Raw genomic sequence first — 15,922 nt, forward strand, 5'->3', positions numbered from 1 at the left:
CTTGTGTGGATTTGGTAGCGCTTCCAACTCATCGCGCCCTACCGGCTACCGCGGTACTTCCGCGTTCAACCTCTTGACACAGCCTGGCGACGGACCCAATCATCCCATCAGCGCCGTCCGACTCACCTCGAAACTGGAAGCGCTTCCACTTCCTCGCCCCCCATCCGCTGGAGGAAGAACCATGCGCAAGTCCGTCCGAACTGCATCCACCCTGCTGGCCGGTGTGCTCACCACCGGTCTCGCCGTGATCAACGCCGGCCCGGCGCACGCCGCCGACCCGACCGCCATGACCAGCGGCTTCTACGCCGACCCCGACAACTCCGCTCTGCGGTGGACCAACGCGAACCCCGGCGACGGGCGGGCGGCGGCGATCCGCACTTCCATCGCCAACACCCCCGCAGCCCGCTGGTTCGGCAACTGGAGCGGCGACATCGGCGCGGCCACCGGCGCCTACGTCGGCCGCGCGGACTCCTACGACAAGCTGCCGATCCTGGTCGCGTACAACATCCCCCATCGGGACATCTGCGCCGGTCACTCCGGCGGCGGCGCCGGGAGCCGCGCCGCGTACGACACCTGGATCGCCGCCTTCGCCGGCGGCATCGGCAGCCGCCCGGCCGTCGTCGTCCTCGAACCCGACGCGCTCGGTCACGAGAGCTGCATGACGGCCGGCCAGATCGAGGAACGCAACGCCATGCTGAAGAACGCCATCGCCCAGTTCAAGGCCAAGGCACCCAATACCTGGGTCTACCTCGACGCCGGGAACCCCGGCTGGGTCGCCCCCTCGGCGATGGCGCAGCAGCTCGCCGCCGCCGGCGTCAGCGGGGCACGCGGCTTCGCGCTGAACGTCTCCAACTACTTCACCGCCGACCAGAACACCTCCTACGGCAACGCGGTCAACTCCGCCCTGAGCTCCTACGGCTACACCAAGCCGTTCGTTCTCGACACCAGCCGCAACGGCAACGGTTCCAACGGCCAGTGGTGCAACCCCGCCGGCCGCCGGATCGGTACTCCCAGCCGGCACGGCGGCGGTGCAGAGATGCTGCTGTGGATCAAGATCCCCGGCGAGTCCGACGGCAACTGCGGCGTCGGGGCCGGCTCCTCGGCCGGGCAGTTCCTGCCCGAGGTCGCCTACAAGATGATCTACGGCTACTGAGCCCTCCCTCGCCGAAGGCCGGGCCCCGGCGCCGGGCCGACCCCCGGGCGGTCCGACGCCGGGGCCCGCGACCCGAGCACCCCTACCGAAGGAACCCCGTGCGTATCCCCCTGCACCGATTAGTCCTGGCAGCGAGCGCACTCACGCTGCTCCTCGGCGCCGTCGCCCCTGCCTCTGCCGAGGCGAGCTCCGCGCCGGCCTCCCACACGCTTCCCACGAACACCCGCTTCTACGTCGATCCCGGCAGCGACGCGGCCCACCAGGCCGTCAACGACCTCGTCCACCGAGACTTCGAGGGCGCCAAGTCAATGGCGAAGCTGGCCAGTTGGCCCGAGGCCGCCTGGTTCGCCGACGGCACCCCGGAGCAGGTCGAATCCCGCGTACGCGACCTGGTGCGCCGCGCCGAGCGAACCCGGACGGTTCCCGTCCTGGTGGCCTACAACATCCCGCTGCGCGACTGCTCCCAGTACTCCTCCGGCGGCGCGCAGTCGGACGCCGAGTACCAGGCCTGGATCAGTGCCTTCGCCCGGGGGCTCGGACGCAGCAAGGCCGTCGTCATCCTCGAACCGGACGGACTGGCCAACCTCCCCTCCGACTGCGGTCCCGGCAGCGACCCCACCGGCGCGATCACCACCGGACGCTTCGCCGACCTCAACCACGCGATCGACACCCTGGAGCGGCAGCCGAACAGCGTCGTCTACCTGGACGCCGGCAACAGCCACTGGCGCAGCGTCGGCGACATCGCACAGCGCCTCCTCCAGGCCGGTGTCACCCGCACCCAGGGCTTCTCGCTGAACGTCTCCAACTATCTGGCCACCGATCCGTCCACCCACTACGGCACCTGGGTCTCCCAGTGTCTCTGGTTCGCCACCAAGGGCCCGGACTGGGCCAAGGGGCACCCCGACTGGTGCGCGAGCCAGTACTACTCCCCTTCAGCACCGAACGACGGGCAGCCGGGAAACAGCGTGAACGTGGACGACCCGTCCACCTGGCACTGGACCGACCTGTGGTTCCAGCAGAACGTCGGCACCCCGCCCGCGCAAGAACTCACGCACCTGGTCGTCGACACCAGCCGCAACGGCCGGGGCGCCTGGACCCCGCCCGCAGGCAAGTACAGCGGTGACCCGCAAACCTGGTGCAACGCTCCCGGTCGCGGCATCGGCGCCCGACCCACCGCGAACACCAGCGTCCCGCTCGTCGACGCCTACCTGTGGATCAAGACCGTCGGCCAGTCCGACGGCCAGTGCAACCGCAGCATCCCGGGGGGCACCATCGACCCGGAGTACGGCATCGTCGATCCCGCGGCGGGCGTGTGGTGGCCGGAGCAGGCCAAGGCCCTCGTCCGGAACGCCAACCCCGCACTGGAGTTCAGCACGGTCCTGCGCTGACGGAGGCCCCGCACCCCGCCAACCGTTGTACGCGCGGCGGCCGTCTTCTCCGGGGTGACGGATATCGACGTCCCAGACGTGCGCGAACTGAAGACGTACTCGTTTATGGCGGGATCTCTCCTCAGGGGCTCCGTTCAGATACAGCCCCCACTTGTTGGCGCGATCACCCGATGGCGCCGGAGCTCGGCAACAGCTCAGCTCGAGCGATCCTCATCGAAATACTTTCGATGAGGATCGCTCAATAAAAAGCGGCTACTTGGCCAACTCGAGGGGACAGATCTTCGAAACCCTTTCGAAACTCTTGACATGTTTCGGCGGGGTTTCCAGACTGAGGCCCGAGGTGGTGTCGCCCGTCTGCGTCCGGGTGCCGGGTACCGGCCTTGGATCCTTACGCCCTGGTAGTGGGCGTCCTTTGTCGATGGACGCGGTCGCCATTCTCGCGGATTCACTCTCCCGCGCTCCAATCCTTCCGTGAATTCTGTCCTGGAGGCTCTTTCATGGGCTCAAATGCCATTTCCCCACCCACCGTCCGCCGGAAGATCGTCGGTCTTTGTACGACCCTGGCCGTCGGCGTCCTCGGTTCGGTCGCCGTACTGGTGGCTCCGCTGACCTCACACGCCGCCGAGAGCACGCTCGGTGGCGCGGCGGCGCAGAGCGGCCGTTACTTCGGCACCGCCATCGCCTCGGGCAGGCTCAACGACTCGGCGTACACCACGATCGCCGGCCGCGAGTTCAACTCGGTGACGCCCGAGAACGAGATGAAGATCGACGCCACCGAACCCCAGCAGGGCCAGTTCAACTTCACCGCCGGTGACCGGGTCTACAACTGGGCGGTGCAGAACGGCAAGCAGGTACGCGGCCACACCCTGGCATGGCACTCCCAGCAGCCCGGCTGGATGCAGGGCCTCAGCGGCAGCACGCTGCGCCAGGCGATGACCAACCACATCAACGGCGTGATGGCCCACTACAAGGGCAAGATCGTCCAGTGGGACGTCGTGAACGAGGCCTTCGCCGACGGCAGCTCGGGAGCCCGGCGCGACTCCAACCTGCAGCGCTCCGGCAACGACTGGATCGAGGTCGCCTTCCGCACCGCGCGCGCCGCCGACCCGTCCGCGAAGCTCTGCTACAACGACTACAACGTCGAGAACTGGACCTGGGCCAAGACCCAGGCCATGTACGCCATGGTCCGAGACTTCAAGCAGCGCGGCGTGCCGATCGACTGCGTCGGCTTCCAGTCCCACTTCAACAACGACAGCCCCTACAACAGCAACTTCCGCACCACCCTGCAGGGCTTCGCCGCCCTCGGCGTCGATGTGGCCGTCACGGAACTCGACATCCAGGGCGCCTCGGCCACGACCTACGCCAACGTGGCCAACGACTGCCTGGCCGTCCCGCGCTGCCTCGGCATCACCGTCTGGGGTGTGCGCGACACCGACTCCTGGCGATCGGAGCAATCGCCGCTGCTGTTCGACGGCAACGGCGGCAAGAAGCCCGCCTACACCTCCGTGCTCAACGCACTCAACGCCGTCTCCCCCACCCCCACTCCGACCCCTTCGCCCGGTTCCGGGCAGATCAAGGGCGTCGGGTCGGGCCGCTGCTTGGACGTGCCCGGCGCCGGCACCACCGACGGCACCCAGCTCAACCTGTGGGACTGCAACAACCGCACCAACCAGCAGTGGTCGTACACCGCCGGGGGCGAGCTCAGGGTCTACGGCAACAAGTGCCTGGACGCCGCCGGCTCCGGCAACGGCACCAAAGTCCAGATCTACAGCTGCTGGGGTGGCGACAACCAGAAATGGCGCCTCAACTCCGATGGGTCCATCGTCGGAGTCCAGTCCGGCCTCTGCCTTGACGCCACCGCCAACGGCACCGCGAACGGCACCCTGATCCAGCTCTACTCCTGCTCGAACGGCAGCAACCAACGCTGGACCCGCACGTGACCTGCCGCAGCGAAGGGGTGAGCCGATGAAGACCTACGGCGCGACTTCCCCCGCCCCTCCGCAAAGACCTCGCTGGTGGTCCCGGTTAGCCGCCGTGGTGGCGGCGACGCTCGCGATCGGCGTGCTCGTCGCGGTGAAGCCGGCGCCCGCCGAGGCGGCAACGGTGGACAGCAATGCCTGGTACGTCCTGGTCAATCGCAACAGCGGCAAGGCGCTGGACGTCTATGGCGTGTCTACTGCCGACGGCGCGCGAATCAGCCAGTGGACGCGCAACGACGGAACCAACCAGCAGTGGCAGTTCGTGGACTCCGGCGGTGGCTTCCACCGCCTCAAGGCCCGGCACTCGGGCAAGGTTCTCGATGTGGCCGGCGCCTCGACCGCCGACGGTGCCGCGATCGCGCAGCGGGCCGACGGCAACGGGGCCAACCAGCAGTTCCGCCTGGCCGACGCCGAAGCGGGCCACGTCCGGCTGATCAACCGCAACAGCGGCAAGGCCGTCGAGGTGCAGGGTGCCTCCACCGCCGACGGCGGCAATGTCGTCCAGTACGCCGACTGGGGCGGCGCCAACCAGCAATGGCAGCTGATCAGGCTGTCGTCCGGTGGCGGCGGATGCGGCAGCACCCCGACTCTGGCGAGCGGTACGCACACGATTCAGAGCAGCGGTAGGAGCCGCAGCTTCATCCTCAGGGTTCCCGACAACTACACCAACAGCCGGCCCTACCGGCTGATCTTCGCGTTCCACTGGCGGGGCGGGACCGCCGGCGAAGTCGCCTCGGGCGGGACGAGCGGGAACGCCTGGTCCTACTACGGCCAACAGGAACAATCGAACAACACCGCGATCCTCGTCGCCCCCCAGGGCCTCGGCAACGGCTGGGCCAATGCGGGCGGTGAGGACATCACCTTCGTCGACGACATGATCCGGCGAATCGAGGGCGGCCTCTGCGTCAACACGGCGCAGCGCTTCGCCACGGGATTCAGCTGGGGCGGCGGCATGAGCCACGCACTCGCATGCACCCGGGCGAACGTCTTCAGGGCTGTCGCGGTCATCTCCGGCGGCGAGATCAGCGGGTGCAGCGGCGGCGCCCAGCCCATCGCCTACTTCGCAATCCACGGCGTCGGCGACTCCGTCCTCAGCGTCGCGCAAGGACGGTCCCTGCGCGACAGGTTCGTCAGCAACAACGGCTGCACCCCGCAGAGCCCGCGCGAGCCCGCGCCGGGCAGCCGGACGCACATCACCACCACCTACTCGGGCTGTCGTGCCGGGTATCCGGTCCAATGGGCCGCGTTCGACGGGGGCCACATACCCGGTCCGGTCGACGGCTCCCCCGACGAGAGCGGCGTCGTGACCTGGACCAAGGGAGAGATCTGGAGGTTCTTCGCACAGTTCCAGTGACACGCCGCCCCAAGGAGTGGAGCCAGGACGATCCTGGCTCCACTCCGTCGTCGTGAAGGACGGAGGAGCCTTCTCAGGGATGCACCCCATGGAGCCGGCCGTGTCCGTCTCGCTCTTCTCGACCCTGCCGACCTGCCGGCCACGACGGCACCGGCGCCTTGGTGCTCACGCCCTGGTCCGAGGGGGACCGTCGACGAGGGCCGTGTCGCCGGATGCGCGCGCGAGGTTCCGCTGTCCTGCGAGCCGCGGCTGTCGGACGGTCTGGACGGATCATGCGTCACCGAGGCGGTGCCCGGTTCAGGCGCCCGGGGCGTGAGGGGTGTTGCCGTAATAGGCGTCCGGTCCGTGCTTGCGGGTGAAGTGCCGCTCCAGCAGATGCCTCGGTGGTTCCGAGGCGTCCCCGAGGCGGGACCCCAGCGCCAGCGTGTGCAACGCCATCTCCGCCACGGCCTCGCAGACGATGGCGTTCTCCAGCGCAGCCTTCGCGGTGGCGCCCCAGGTGAAGGGGCCGTGCCGTGAGACGAGCGCTCCGGGGACCTCCTCGGCCCGGCGGGGATCGCCGTCGAGCCGGGCGACGATCACCTGTCCGGTGTTGTACTCGTAGTCCTGCGCGCACTGCTCGGCGGTGAGATCCGCCGTCACGGGGACGGGCCCGTTGAAGGTGTCTGCGTGTGTCGTACCGAGCACGGGGATCGGGCGGCGTGCCTGGGCGAAGGCGACCGCGTGCGTCGAGTGCGTGTGGGTGACGCCGCCGATGGAGGGGAAGGCCCGGTAGAGGCACCGATGGGTTTCGGTGTCGGTGGACGGCCTGAGGTGTCCGTCGACGACCCGCCCGTCCTCCAGCGCCACCGCCACCAGGTCTTCTTCGGTGAGGTCGGCGTAGGAGACCCCGGACGGCTTGATGACGAAGACGCCTGCGTCCCGGTCCACTCCGCTGACGTTTCCCCAGGTGAGGGTGGCCAGACCGGCCTCCGGGATGCGCAGGTTGGCCGCGAGGACCTCGCGACGGAGGTCCTTGAGGATGGTCTTGCTCACTACGCTCTCACCGTCTCTCCGACATGCGCGGCTGCTTATCCGGGGCCGGCGTCTGCCAGGCCCCGCGGTCGCGCATGAGTGGGCTGCACTGGTCGGGGGCCGCACCAGGCATCGTGGCTGCGCTACCGCAGCCCACTCGAATTGTGAGCGTTAACAAGCAATAATCTCAAGAGGTGCGGGAAGATTCCTGCCCACACCATGCGGCCGGCGCTGCATAATGTGAACGCCAACATGGCTAGTCGACCGTCTCACGGGTGCTCGGCGACCACCCGAACGTCAGCGCCAAGACCCGGGCCCCCATGACACCCGGCGCATGACCCCCGCTGCTCGGGGATTGCCCTCTCCCCGCGGGCAGCTGTGCCCCGGGCACCGATATCACGTCGTACGGGGAAGATGCCGCGGGGCGCCGTATCCGCTGTCCGGCGCCCCTGTGACAGCGGACACGGCCGGCGCCGCCCCTCTCAGGCAGTGACCGTGGTGAAACTGTGGATCGTGGTGGACCGGTACAGCTCACCCGGGCGCAGGAAGACCGTCGGGTAGTCGGGGCGGTTCGGGGAGTCGGGGAAGTGCTGTGTTTCCAGCGCGACCCCCGCGTAGGCACGGTACGGCCTGCCTCCCTTGCCCGTGATGTCACCGGTCATGCCTTGGCCGGTGTAGACCTGGACGCCCGGTTCCGTGGTGCGCACCTCCATGCGGCGGCCGGATGCGGGGGCGTACAACACGGCGGCCTTCCGAGGAGTGTCTCGCCGGGCGCCGCCGAGGACCCAGTTGTGGTCGAAGCCGCCACCGGCGAGAGCCAGTTGCACGTCCGCATGGGTCAGGACGTCGGAGAGCCGCCGGTGTCGGCGAAGGTCGAACGGCGTGCCGCTGACCGAGCGGTGGGGGCCGTCGGGGATCAGGGCGGCGTCGACGGGGGTGTAGAGCGGGGCCTCCACCTGGAGGTGGTGGGACAGGACGTTGCCGCGCCCCTCTCCCTCGAGGTTCCAGTAGGTGTGGTTGGTGAGGTTCACGATCGTCGGCGCGTCGGCGACCGCCTGGTAGGACATGGTCAGGTTGTCCCCCCGGTCCAGCGTGTAGGTGACGCGGACGTTCAGAGCCCCGGGGAATCCCTGATCGCCGTCGGGGCTGTGCAGGAACAGGCGGACACCGGTGCGGTGCGCCGAAAGGAAGGGTTCGCACCGCCACACGCGCTGGTCGAACCCGTCGGGACCGCCGTGCAGCGTGTGCCCGTTCTCCTGGGTGGCGAGCCAGTGGGTGACGCCGTCGACGACGAGCCGGCCGCGCGCGATGCGGTTGGCGTAACGGCCCACGGTCGCACCGAAGTAGCGTGCGGAGCCGTCGAGGGCGGCGGGGTCGCGGGCGGCCAGCACCACATCGGCGGTGTGGCCCCGACGGTCCGGCAGGATCAGGGAGTGGAGGCGCGCGCCGCGCGTGTGGACCTCCGCGCAGGCCCGGCCGGGGAAGCCGAACCGCCACCTCTCCCCCGTCCCTTCAACGGCCAGGCGCAGGGGACGGCCCGTCCGCGGACAGGCGGCAGTCCGGCGGGGCTCAGCGGCGTGGTGGGCGGGTTCGTGTGCGTGTCCCATGGCGGTGTTCCCTGGAGGTCGGTCCGTCGGAGGGCGTGCCGGGAAGCAGGAGGTGATCGCTGCACGTGAACGCGGTGGCACGGGCTGATGGGCAGCGGAACCGGGAGTCAGTCGGCGGCAGAGCGGCGTCCACCCATCAGGCGTTGCAGCACGATGAACACGAGCAGCAGGGCGCCGATGACGATCCGGGTCCACCAGGAGCTGAGCGTGCCCTGGAAGTTGACCACCGTCTGGATCATGCCGAGGACGAGCACGCCGAGGGCGGTGCCCAGGACGAAGCCGGAACCTCCGGTGAGCAGCGTGCCGCCGATCACGGTGGCGGCGATCGCGTCGAGTTCCATGCCCATGGCGTGGAGGGCGTAGCCGGAGAGCATGTAGAAGGTCAGCAGCAGGCCGCCGAGTGCGGAGCACAGGCCGCTGACGGCGTATACGGCGATCTTGGTGGATCCTGCCGGAAGACCCATCAGGCGTGCGGAGGACTCGTTGCCGCCCAGCGCGTACACGTTGCGGCCGAAGCGCGTGTGGTGCAGTACGACGAAGGCGATCACCAGCACGGCCAGGGCGATGACCACCGGGATGGAGACGAAGAGTCCTCCCGGGCCGTACAAGCGGGCCTGGGCGATTCCGGCCGTGGTGGGGTCGCTGATCGTGATGGATTCGGTGCTGATCGTGTAGCAGAGCCCGCGGGCGAGGAACATGCCGGCCAGCGTGACGATGAACGGCTGGATCTCGAAGGTGTGGATGATCCAGCCCATGAGCGTCCCGCTCGCGGCGCCGACCAGGAGGACCAGTGGAATGACGGTGGCCAGGGGCCAGCCGTGCGACTCGACCAGCCAGGCCGTGAGCATGGTCGACAGGGCCACCATGGAGCCGACGGACAGATCGATGCCGCCGGTGAGGATGACGAAGGTTGCCCCGACCGCGACGACGAGGAGGAATCCGTTGTCGATCAGCAGGTTCAATACGACTTGCGCGGAGAGGAAGCCCTCGTAGCGCACCGATCCGACAGCGAACATGACGACCAGCAGGACGGCCGTGACGATCAGCGGGATACGGGTGCGGGTGCGCGGGGACACGGTCGCGAAGGGGCGGGTGAGTTGCGCGGCGGCGCTCGCGATGCCGGTACTCATGCGCGTACCTCCTGCTGCTGCGGGGCGGTGCCCGCCGTGGTGTGGGATCGGGGAGTGGTCGTCCTGCGGCGGCGCAGGGCCTTGGCCCGGAAGACCGGGGACTGCACGAGGCAGACCACGATGACGACGAAGGCCTTGAAGACGAGGGTCGTCTCGGGTGGGACGCCGAGGGTGTAGACGGTGGTGGACAGGGTCTGGATGATCAGGGCGCCCAGGACGGTGCCACCGAGGGAGAAGCGTCCTCCGGTCAGGGCGGTACCCCCGACGACTACGGCGAGGATCGCGTCGAGTTCGATCCACAGTCCGGCGTTGTTTCCGTCGGCGCTGGAGACGTTGGAACTGATCATCAGCCCGGCGATGGCGGCGCACAGCGCGCTGAAGACGTAGACCAGGGCGAGCAGACCACCGGCGCGGATACCGACCAGGCGGCTGGCGGCGGGGTTTCCGCCTACGGACTCGATCAGCATGCCGAGTGCGCTGCGACGGGTGATGAACGCGGTGAGCGCGACGAGGGCCGCTGCCAGGAGGACGGCGAACGGGAAGGTCAGCCAATAGCCCCCACCGATCATTTTGTAGGGGGCGCTGGTCACCGTGATGATCTGGCCGTCGGTGATCAGCTGGGCGACGCCGCGGCCCGCGACCATGAGGATCAAGGTGGCCACGATGGGCTGCACCCCCAGCCCGGACACGAGGAACCCGTTGGCGAGGCCTAGCACGAGTGCGACGCCGAGCGCGAGAGCGACGGCCGTGAGCATGGTGGCGACGCTGCCGGGACGTGCGGCGGTGGAGATGTGCCCACAGGCGAGGGCACCGCCGATGGCGACGGTGGAACCCACCGAGAGGTCGATGCCGCGGGTGGCGATGACGAGGGTCATGCCGAGCGCCACCAGGGTGAGGGGTGCGCCGAACTGGAGGATGTCGATGAGGCTGCCGTAAAGGTGCCCGTCGCGTACGCGGACGGAGAGGAAGTCGTGGTGGAACGCGAGGTTGCCGAGGAGCAGGGCGATCAGGATGAGCGTCGGCCACAGCAGGCGGTGGGCGGCCAGCCGTCTCCCGATTCCGCCGACCACCTTGGGCTGGGCAGGCTGGGTGGTCATGAGTCCGCTCCGGTGGCGATGGTCGTGAGGATGCGTTCGGGCGTGACGGTGTCGTCGTTCGTGAGGGTGGCCACCATGCGGTGGTCGCGGAGCACGGCGATGCGGTGGCTCAGGCGCAGGACCTCTTCGAGTTCCGCCGAGATGAACAGAACGGCAGTGCCTTCGCCCGCCAGGCGGGCCACGAGTTTCTGGATCTCCGCCTTCGCACCGATGTCGATGCCCCGGGTGGGTTCGTCGAGGATCAGGAGCCGGGGTGCGGTCAGCAGCCAACGCGCGAGGAGGACCTTCTGCTGGTTGCCGCCGCTGAGGTGGCGCACCTGCGCTTCGGGGTCGGCGGGCCGGATGTCCAGGGCTTCGATCCAGTGCCGTGCCAGTTCGTCCTGTTTCGCACGGGCCAGCGGCCTGGTCCAGCCGCGGGCGGCCTGCAGAGCGAGGATGATGTTCTCGCGGACCGTGAGCTCCCCCACCAGTCCCTCGGACTTGCGGTTCTCGGAGCAGAACGCGATGCCCCGGGCGATGGCGTGGCGGGGGGTGCGCAGGAGTACCTTCTTGCCCTCGATGCTCACTTCTCCGGCGTCCGCGCTGTCCGCGCCGAACAGGAGGCGCGCCACCTCGGTGCGGCCCGAGCCCAGGAGGCCGGCCAGTCCGATGACCTCGCCGGCGTGGATGTCGAGGTCGTACGGTTCGATCGAGCCCGTGCGGGTCAGTTGTCGCGCCCGGAGGAACGGCTCACTGGCCGCCCGTTCGGCCGCTTCCTCGTGGGCACGGTCGGACAGCTGGTCGAGGGTGGCCAGTTCTCCGCCGATCATGCGCTGCACCAGCGTCACCGGAGTGAGTTCGCCGATGGGGTACTCACCTTCCAGGCGGCCGTTGCGCAGGATGGTGACGCGGTCGCAGAGATCGAATACCTGGTCGAGGAAGTGCGTGACGAACAGGATGGCCACACCGCGGTCCCGCAGGCGCCGCACCAGGGTGAACAGCTGGGCGACCTCCTCCCGATCCAGGCTGGAGGTGGGTTCGTCCAGCACGAGCACCTTCGCCGAGACGTCCACCGCCCGGACGATGGCGACCAGTTGCTGCACCGCCAGGGAGTGCGAGTCGAGCAGACTGGTGACGTCCAGGTCGAGGTCCAGTTCCGTCAGCAGCTCTGCCGCCCGCTGCCGCACCGCGGACCAGTGGATGAGACCGAACCGGCGCGGTTCGCGCCCGATGAGGATGTTCTCGGCGACCGAGATGTTCGGGCAGAGGTTGACCTCCTGGTAGACGGTGCTGATCCCGGCCTGCTGCGCGTGGAGGGGGTCTGCGAACGCGTGGGGCCGGCCGTCGACGAGGATGGTGCCGCCGTCGGCGGGGTGGACACCGGTGAGCACCTTGATCAAGGTGGACTTCCCGGCGCCGTTCTCGCCCATCAGGGCGTGCACCTCACCGGGGAAGAGCCGCAGGGCGACTCCGTCGAGGGCGAGCACGCCCGGGAACTGCTTGCGGATGCCCTGGGCTTCCAGGACCGGCCGCGGGCCGCCGGCGTTCGTGGGCCGCGGGATGGACGGGGATGCCATCCGCCCTCCTCTCATGGATGGGGTGGTGGAGCGGGCTCCGGACGGTGGAGGAGGCGCCGGGGCCGGGCCTCCCCCCGCACCGGAACCTGCTGCGTCAGTAGTTCCGGGACGGCAGCGCGGCCGCGGCCTTGTCCTGCGGGAAGACACCCTCCTGGGTCTCGATGCGAGGCGGCACGTTCTCCCCTGCCGCGACCTTCTTGGCCAGCTCCATCAGCTGGTCACCGAGCAGCGGGTTGCACTCCACCACGACGTTGATCTTGCCTTCGGTCATCGCGACGAAGGCGTCCCTGATCCCGTCCACCGAGATCACCTTGATGTCCGTCCCGGGCTTCTTGCCGGACTCCTCGATGGCCTGGATGGCGCCGAGGGCCATGTCGTCGTTGTGGGCGTACAGGACGTCGATGTCCTTCTGGGACTTCAGGAACGCCTGCATGACCTCCTTGCCCTTGGCGCGGGTGAACTCGGCCGACTGCGAGGCAACGATCTTGAACTTTCCGTCGGCGCGGATGACGTCGGCGAAGCCGGCCTTGCGGTCGTTGGCGGGTGCGGAGCCCGTGGTGCCCTGGAGCTCGACGATGTTGACCGGGCCCTGCTCGTTCGCGTAAGCGGCGGTCAGCCACTCGCCCGCGGACTTGCCCTCCTTGACGAAGTCAGAACCCAGGAAGGTCTTGTAGAGGGAGGTGTCCTTGGTGTCCACGGCGCGGTCGGTGAGGATGACCGGGATGCCCGCGTCCTTGGCCTCCTTCAGCACCGTGTCCCAGCCGGACTCCACGACCGGCGAGAAGGCGATGACGTCGACCTTCTGCTGGATGAAGTTGCGGATCGCCTTGATCTGGTTCTCCTGCTTCTGCTGCGCGTCGGAGAACTTGAGGGTGATCCCGGCCTTCTTCGCCGCCTCCTGGACGGACTTGGTGTTGGCGGTACGCCACCCGCTCTCGGCGCCGACCTGGGCGAAGCCGAGCGTGATCGTGCCGTCGGAGCCCTTCTTGGCTTCGGAGGCGGAGCCGGAGGAGGGGCCCTCGGTCGAGCAGGCGGTCAACGCCGAGGAGGCGAGAAGGGCGGCGGTGAGGACGAGAGCTGCTCTGCGAGCCATGTCGAGTGTCCTTTCAGGGTGTACCGAAGAGGCGCCGCGCGGCCGGGGCCGGGGCTTTGCGCAGGAGGAGCCCCGGGAGTGCCGCGCTGCACGACGGCCGGGGCGGCCGGCGTCGGAGGCGGGGTCGGCGTGGGGGTCAGGGGTCGGGTCGGGTCGGGTCGGGTCGGGGTCGGGTCGGGTCGGGTCGGGTCGGGTCGGCAGGAGAGGGACCACCCTCGGGAGGGGTGCTGCCGTATTGTGAGCGTTAACAAGCCAGGTTCTCAACCCCCTTGCGCGCGTTACCTGTCCGTTACCGGCTCGGGTGCGACAGCGAGGTGGCCTCCGTCTTTCGGTGATGCCGTCGACGGGGCCCGCCACCCCGGTTCAGGCCGTCGCTTTCGGATCTTGCCGGGCCCGCGACGCCTGGTACCGGGCCGGGCCGCGCTGTCGGGGCGCCCCAGTACGTCCAGTACGCGGCACGAGTACGTCCAGTACGCGGCACGCCCCTCCGCCTTGCCATGCACGGCACCGGACACCGCGGGCCCGGCCGACGAGAGGCGAAAGAGACGACCTAAGCCCCAACCCGCTCCGCTTCGACGGCAGATCACATCGAACGCCCGACCTATCGGCGACAGCTGCGCCGCGGGAGCTCGCACACGACCTGCCCAGACCCCTTGCCTATCGACATTGTTAACGCTCACACTGCGGGGGACCACCCGGCCGACCGCCAGGGTTTTGGGCGGCCTCTCCGCATGCCCGGCCGCCTGCCGCCCCACGGCTCCTTCGAAAGGCACGCTGTTGACGTCACCCCCTCCCTTCGCGCCCACCCCGTATTCCGAGGAATCGGAGCAGTACACGGTCGGCGTCGACTTCGGCACGCTGTCGGGCCGCGCCGTGGTGGTGCGGGTTCGCGACGGTCAAGAGCTGGCCGCGGCGGTCCACGCCTACCGGCACGGCGTCATCGACCGGCACCTGCCGCACGGCGGTGCGCCACTGCCTCCGGACTGGGCCCTGCAACACCCCCAGGACTGGCGGGACGTACTGCGTCACGCCGTCCCGGAGGCCTTGGCGGCGGCCGGGGTCGACCCTGCCGCGGTGATCGGCATCGCCACCGACTTCACCGCGTGCACCGTCCTTCCCACGCTGGCCGACGGGACTCCCCTCGCCGAGACGGAGCTCGCCGGACGGCCGCACGCGTGGCCCAAGCTGTGGAAGCACCACGCCGCGCAGTCTCATGCCGACCGCATCAACGAACTCGCCCACGCCCGCGGGGAGAAGTGGATCGCCCGCTACGGCGGCCGGATCTCCGCCGAGTGGCAGTTCGCGAAGGCCCTCCAGGTCCTGGAGGAGGATCCGCTCGTCTACGAAACCTGCGCGCGGTGGATCGAGGCCGCCGACTGGATCGTGTGGCAGCTCACCGGAACCGAGTCCCGCAACGCCTGCACCGCCGGATACAAGGGCATCCACCAGGACGGCGCCTACCCGAGTGAGGAGTACCTGGCCGCGCTGAACCCCCGGTTCGCCGACTTCGCACGCACCCGCCTCGAATTCCCGCTCGCGGCGCTGGGCTCACGAGTGGGCTCGCTCAGTACCGAGGCAGCAGCTTGGACAGGGCTTCTCCCCGGCATCGCCGTGGCCGCGGGCAACGTCGACGCCCATGTCACCGCGGCGGCGGCCCAGGCCGTCGAGGACGGTCGACTGCTCGCCATCATGGGCACCTCCACCTGCCACGTCGTGAACGCCCCCGACCTCGCCGATGTCCCCGGCATCTGCGGTGTCGTCAACGGTGGGATCGTCGAGGGAACCTACGGCTACGAGGCCGGCCAGAGCGCGGTCGGCGACATCTTCGCCTGGGTACTGGACCAAGGCGTTCCGTCGGACTACCTCGCCGAGGCCGCCGGCCGCGGCGAGGACCTGCACACCCTGCTGACCCGGAAAGCCGCCGGCCAGCCGGTCGGCGGCCACGGACTGGTCGCCCTCGACTGGCTGAACGGCAACCGATCGGTCCTCGTCGACCACCACCTCTCCGGAGTCATCGTGGGTCTCACCCTCGCGACCCGCCCCGAGGACGTCTACCGCGCGCTGCTCGAAGCCACCGCGTTCGGCACCCGCGTCATCGTGGAGGCCCTGGAGGCGGGTGGCGTACCGGTGCACGAGTTCATCGTCGCCGGCGGACTGGCCAAGAACGAACTGCTGATGCAGATCTACTCCGATGTTCTGCGACGCCCCGTCTCCCTGGCCGCGTCCGACCAGGGCCCCGCCCTCGGGTCGGCCATCCACGCCGCCGTAGCCGCCGGCGCGCACACCGACGTGCGAACGGCCACCGCCGCCATGGGCCGCCGACTACCAGCCGTGTACACGCCCAACGCCTCCCGGGCCGACGCCTACGACGCCCTCTTCGCGGAGTACCGGCTCCTGCACGACCACTTCGGCACCGGCGGCCTGCTGCACCGCCTGAGGAGCATCCGCGACACGACCCGCACCGCGGGCTGAACCCGCCCCGCTCCTCGTCACCACTTCCCCACCCGCCCGCCGCCCTCAGCACCGTTGCGGGACGTCACCTTCAGGAGTC

Annotated in this window: 11 protein-coding genes; 5 read left to right on the forward strand and 6 right to left on the reverse strand. The window is 69.3% G+C overall.

The window, feature by feature from the left end; translation table 11 throughout:
• The first annotated feature begins 181 nt into the window (after nt 1–181).
• The 4 genes from ACFWBY_RS11585 (at nt 182) to ACFWBY_RS11600 (ending at nt 5,874) form a co-directional block, all read left to right on the forward strand.
• A complete protein-coding gene (locus ACFWBY_RS11585) occupies nt 182–1,153 on the forward strand; it encodes a glycoside hydrolase family 6 protein (RefSeq protein WP_385332855.1) in 972 nt (323 codons plus the stop codon).
• Nucleotides 1,154–1,251: 98 nt separating this feature from the next.
• On the forward strand, nt 1,252–2,541 hold the full coding sequence (locus ACFWBY_RS11590) for a glycoside hydrolase family 6 protein (protein WP_385332852.1): 1,290 nt from the start codon (nt 1,252–1,254) through the stop codon (nt 2,539–2,541).
• A 497-nt stretch (nt 2,542–3,038) separates the two neighbouring features.
• Nucleotides 3,039–4,481, forward strand: coding sequence for an endo-1,4-beta-xylanase (locus ACFWBY_RS11595; protein ID WP_385332849.1), 1,443 nt, complete (start codon nt 3,039–3,041; stop codon nt 4,479–4,481).
• Between the two features lie 94 nt (nt 4,482–4,575).
• Nucleotides 4,576–5,874 carry an RICIN domain-containing protein gene (locus ACFWBY_RS11600; RefSeq protein WP_385332846.1) on the forward strand — a complete coding sequence of 433 codons (1,299 nt, stop codon included), beginning with the start codon at nt 4,576–4,578 and terminating at the stop codon, nt 5,872–5,874.
• A gap of 297 nt (nt 5,875–6,171) precedes the next feature.
• Here ACFWBY_RS11600 and araD read toward each other — a convergent pair whose 3' ends face one another.
• The 6 genes from araD to ACFWBY_RS11630 form a co-directional block, all read right to left on the reverse strand.
• Nucleotides 6,172–6,909: an L-ribulose-5-phosphate 4-epimerase AraD gene (gene araD, locus ACFWBY_RS11605; protein ID WP_385332843.1), complete on the reverse strand. Its 738-nt coding sequence runs from the start codon at nt 6,907–6,909 to the stop codon at nt 6,172–6,174.
• Between the two features lie 461 nt (nt 6,910–7,370).
• Nucleotides 7,371–8,495, reverse strand: a complete 1,125-nt coding sequence (locus ACFWBY_RS11610) for an aldose epimerase family protein (protein WP_385332840.1) — start codon at nt 8,493–8,495, stop codon at nt 7,371–7,373.
• Nucleotides 8,496–8,602: 107 nt separating this feature from the next.
• On the reverse strand, nt 8,603–9,625 hold the full coding sequence (gene yjfF / locus ACFWBY_RS11615; RefSeq protein WP_385332837.1) for a galactofuranose ABC transporter, permease protein YjfF: 1,023 nt from the start codon (nt 9,623–9,625) through the stop codon (nt 8,603–8,605).
• Nucleotides 9,622–10,722, reverse strand: coding sequence for an ABC transporter permease (locus ACFWBY_RS11620; protein WP_385332834.1), 1,101 nt, complete (start codon nt 10,720–10,722; stop codon nt 9,622–9,624). Before ACFWBY_RS11620 ends, yjfF begins: the two co-directional genes overlap by 4 nt.
• Entirely contained in the window at nt 10,719–12,278 is a 1,560-nt protein-coding gene (locus ACFWBY_RS11625) for a sugar ABC transporter ATP-binding protein (protein WP_385332831.1), read from the reverse strand. Before ACFWBY_RS11625 ends, ACFWBY_RS11620 begins: the two co-directional genes overlap by 4 nt.
• Nucleotides 12,279–12,372: 94 nt before the next feature.
• Complete coding sequence (locus tag ACFWBY_RS11630) at nt 12,373–13,371, reverse strand: ABC transporter substrate-binding protein (RefSeq protein WP_385332828.1); 999 nt, start codon at nt 13,369–13,371, stop codon at nt 12,373–12,375.
• A gap of 777 nt (nt 13,372–14,148) precedes the next feature.
• Here ACFWBY_RS11630 and araB point away from each other — a divergent pair.
• Nucleotides 14,149–15,843 carry a ribulokinase gene (araB, locus tag ACFWBY_RS11635; RefSeq protein ID WP_385332825.1) on the forward strand — a complete coding sequence of 565 codons (1,695 nt, stop codon included), beginning with the start codon at nt 14,149–14,151 and terminating at the stop codon, nt 15,841–15,843.
• Nucleotides 15,844–15,922 lie beyond the last annotated feature (79 nt).

Source organism: Streptomyces sp. NPDC060049, from assembly GCF_042736715.1.
Lineage (GTDB): Bacteria > Actinomycetota > Actinomycetes > Streptomycetales > Streptomycetaceae > Streptomyces.